Annotated in this window: 3 protein-coding genes; 1 reads left to right on the top strand and 2 read right to left on the bottom strand. The window is 53.7% G+C overall.

Annotated features, from left to right (window positions below):
• Positions 1-118: 118 nt before the first annotated feature.
• A complete protein-coding gene (locus JW953_05050) occupies positions 119-1,237 on the bottom strand; it encodes a trypsin-like peptidase domain-containing protein (GenBank protein ID MBN1992049.1) in 1,119 nt (372 codons plus the stop codon).
• On the bottom strand, positions 1,238-2,242 hold the full coding sequence (selD, locus tag JW953_05045; protein MBN1992048.1) for a selenide, water dikinase SelD: 1,005 nt from the start codon (positions 2,240-2,242) through the stop codon (positions 1,238-1,240).
• Positions 2,243-2,653: 411 nt separating this feature from the next.
• Between selD and JW953_05040 the strand changes: the two genes are divergently transcribed.
• Entirely contained in the window at positions 2,654-3,121 is a 468-nt protein-coding gene (locus JW953_05040) for an Hpt domain-containing protein (GenBank protein MBN1992047.1), read from the top strand.
• The last annotated feature ends 125 nt before the right edge of the window (positions 3,122-3,246 follow it).

Raw genomic sequence — 3,246 nt, 5'->3', positions numbered from 1 at the left:
GCCCCCGGCCTCTATATTGTGGGATTTATTGTGGAAGATTTGGACGGCAACACCACGGAGGTCTACGAGCAGGTGCAGGTTGAATAGTCATCTTCTCAATAATTCAGGGGTTGTCGGATCAATTCCCGGCCTCTCCGCCGGCCGGAATGGGAGCCGACTCGCCGCTATGGGCGGCCACCCAGGGGAGTAAAATACTCCTGGCTCGCCCGGTAGGTATGGCAAAGGCAATCCCTTCGGCTACGCCGCGGTCTTCGCTCTCCCGGATGATAAAGGTGTTGATGCCCACCATCTCGCCTTGCATATTGATCAACGGGCCGCCGGAACTACCCCGGTTGATGGCGGCATCCGTTTGAATCAAGCCGTCAATAACGTGGGCGTCCATTTCCAGGGCGCGGTTGAGGCCGCTGATAATGCCAAAACTTACCGAGTTGGGAAAATCGCCCAGGGGGCTGCCAATGGCGTAGACAACCTGACCGGGACGAACCGTGGCCGAGTCGCCCCATTGGATGGGGGTCAAGCTTTCCACGCCAATTTTGATAATGGCCAGGTCTTCGGTAGGGTCAGACGTAATCAGTTGGGCCACAATCTCCCGGCCATCAAACAAAATCACGCTCAGGCCATTGGCATTTTCAACAACGTGATGATTGGTGGCAATATAACCTCGCGCGTCAATGATTACGCCGGAGCCAAGCACCCGGTCCTCCTCCGGGTTCAGGGCAAAGGCGTTATTTTGCTGATTGATCACCGTTACCACCGAAGGCATAATCCCGGCAATAATATCTTCAACCGCCGGGGTGATGATGGGTTCCGGGCTGGGAGTAGGGGTCATTGTTTCTACCGGGGCGGGGGTAGGGGTAGGCAGGGGCGTCGCGCTAGAGGCGTCACCCCACATTGCTCCCTCTTCTGAATTGCTGGCCCACATCACCACTCCGCCCCCGGCAATACCTCCCAGGATGCCCCCAACCAAAAAGACAACGCCCAATAAAGAGACCAGCATGCAGCTACTGAAGCCGCCAAACAAGGAACTATCAGTTTCAGCAGGGGTTTGACCGGCCGGTTGCTGCTGCGGCGAGCCGGTTCTGATGGCCATTACCCGGCGCGTTTTGTCCACAATGGAATGGTTATGGGCGCTGGCGTAACGAGCGCGAGCAATATTAACCGGGGTCACAATCAATTCATCATCCGCATCCGGGTGAGACTGGCCTGGTTTGTTTTTGGGGTCGGTTGGTTCGGTCATTTAGGGCAACACCTCTATTCCCCGGCCGGCAGCAACGTGACCGATAACCCACATGGCCTGGTCGCGTCCGTCGGCGTGGCAAGCATTTTGAAAATCGGACAGTTGGGCCGCAGGGATGGCCAGGAGCAGTCCCCCGGAGGTCTGCGGGTCCCACAACAACCATTGCTGGTGTTCGGGAATGGCCGGGGCAAAAGTGACCTGTTTTTCAAAATACATTTTGTTGTTTGCCATACCGCCGGGGAAAATGAAATCGGCGGCATAGGCCATTGCGCCGTCGAGCAGCGGTATCTGGTTCATCTCCAAAATAAATTTGCAGGCCGACGCTTCGGCCATCTCCAGGGCGTGGCCCAGCAGGCCAAAGCCGGTAATGTCGGTAGCCGACTTAACGTTGCCCACAGCCTGGACCGCCTGGGATGCCTGGCGATTGAGTTGCTTCATTGTTTCAATCATTTTAGACACATGGGCCGGGTTAGCAATACCGCCCTTAAGGGCGGTGCTAATGGCGCCGGTGCCAAGGGGTTTAGTGAGCACCAGGGCGTCGCCTGGTTGGGCGCCGCCTTTGGTAAAAAATCGCTCTGGATGCACAACGCCGGTTACGGCCAAGCCGTATTTAGGCTCGTCGTCGGTGACGGTGTGGCCGCCGGCAATCACCCCGCCGGCCTCGATAACTTTTTCCGCCCCCCCCCGCAAAATCTCGGCGATAATAGCCGGTTCCATACTGGCCGGAAACGCCCCCACATTTAAGGCAAATATAACCTCGCCGCCCATGGCGTAAACGTCGCTCATGGCGTTGGCCGCGGCAATCACGCCGTAGTCGTAAGGGTCATCAACCACCGGCGTAAAAAAATCAATGGTGTTGATGATGGCCTGGTTGGGCGTAAGTTGGTAAATGGCCGCATCGTCACCGGCCACGCCCAGACCAACCAAAAGCTGGGGGGGATTGCTGCCGTTGTGAAATAAGTTGTGTAAAGGACGCAGAACCTGCGCCAAAGCCTCCGGGGCCATTTTACTGGCTCAACCGGCGCATTTGGCCAGCGCAGTTAATTTTATTTCTGGGCGGGTCAAGGCAATCACCCCCTTTCTATTTGGTTAAAAGCATATACCCTATTTTACCCTATTCCAAACGCAAAGCAAACAATTATGGAAGGCTTTGGGTGGTGTTACCTTTTTCCCAACCCCTTTTTTGTTTATCAAAGCCCCCATTTTTTAGGGTTCACAGTCTTTAAGAAAACGTGTATGATAGGGGCAGAAAGAAGGAAGGTTAGCAGGTGACTGGTTCTTTTACCTTCCTGAAACATGCAGACCCTCAAGGAGGCAAATCACAGTTTTACACAGAAACCTTTAGGGTCTATCCAACAAACAACTTCAATCTCAGAGCCAGTCACCTGGCTCATTACTACCAGAACAAGGAAACCTATGAGAACCCAAAACATACCCACCGACAACTTCATCCAAAACGTATCCCTGGAACAACCGGCTATTGATGCCCGGATACTGGAACAATTGCGCATGCTGCTGGGCGCGGAAACACCCCATGTGCTGGCCGGGTTGATTGAGAATTACCTTGAGTGTGTGCCCGAACTACTGCAAGACCTCCGGCATGCGGTAAAGCGAAACAGAAAACGAATCTCGCCCATAACGCGCACCCTCAAATCGAGGAGTATTGCTTTTGGCGCGTTGAAATTGTGCGCCTTGTGCGACGAATTGGAAGGCAACGAGTCGGCAGAAGCGTGCAAGGCCAAATTGGCCCAGATTGAGGCCGAATGTGAAAGGGTTAAGCTAACCCTGGAAGCAGAGTGGCGCCGTTTATACGAACGAAGGTTGAAGACAGATGTTTTCTTTCCCACCGGCAGTTACAAAAATATTGGTTTTTATCCAAAATAGCCGTTGGAATAACGCAGCGGCAGAGGATAGAGGCAATGGGGCTCATTGACTAACACTTTTAACATTTATCTATATTCCAGACAGTTGGAGTATGGTCAGGTCTCATTATTAGTTTGAAATTGTTC

Source organism: Anaerolineae bacterium, assembly GCA_016931895.1.
Classification (GTDB): domain Bacteria; phylum Chloroflexota; class Anaerolineae; order 4572-78; family J111; genus JAFGNV01.
This window is presented reverse-complemented; position numbering and strand designations above follow the sequence as displayed.

Excerpts from the sequence above, each read along its gene's own strand:
- JW953_05050 (MBN1992049.1), bottom strand. The coding sequence starts at position 1,237 with ATGACCGAACCAACCGACCCCAAAAACAAACCAGGCCAGTCTCACCCG.
- selD (MBN1992048.1), bottom strand. The coding sequence starts at position 2,242 with ATGGCCCCGGAGGCTTTGGCGCAGGTTCTGCGTCCTTTACACAACTTA.
- JW953_05040 (MBN1992047.1), top strand. The coding sequence starts at position 2,654 with ATGAGAACCCAAAACATACCCACCGACAACTTCATCCAAAACGTATCC.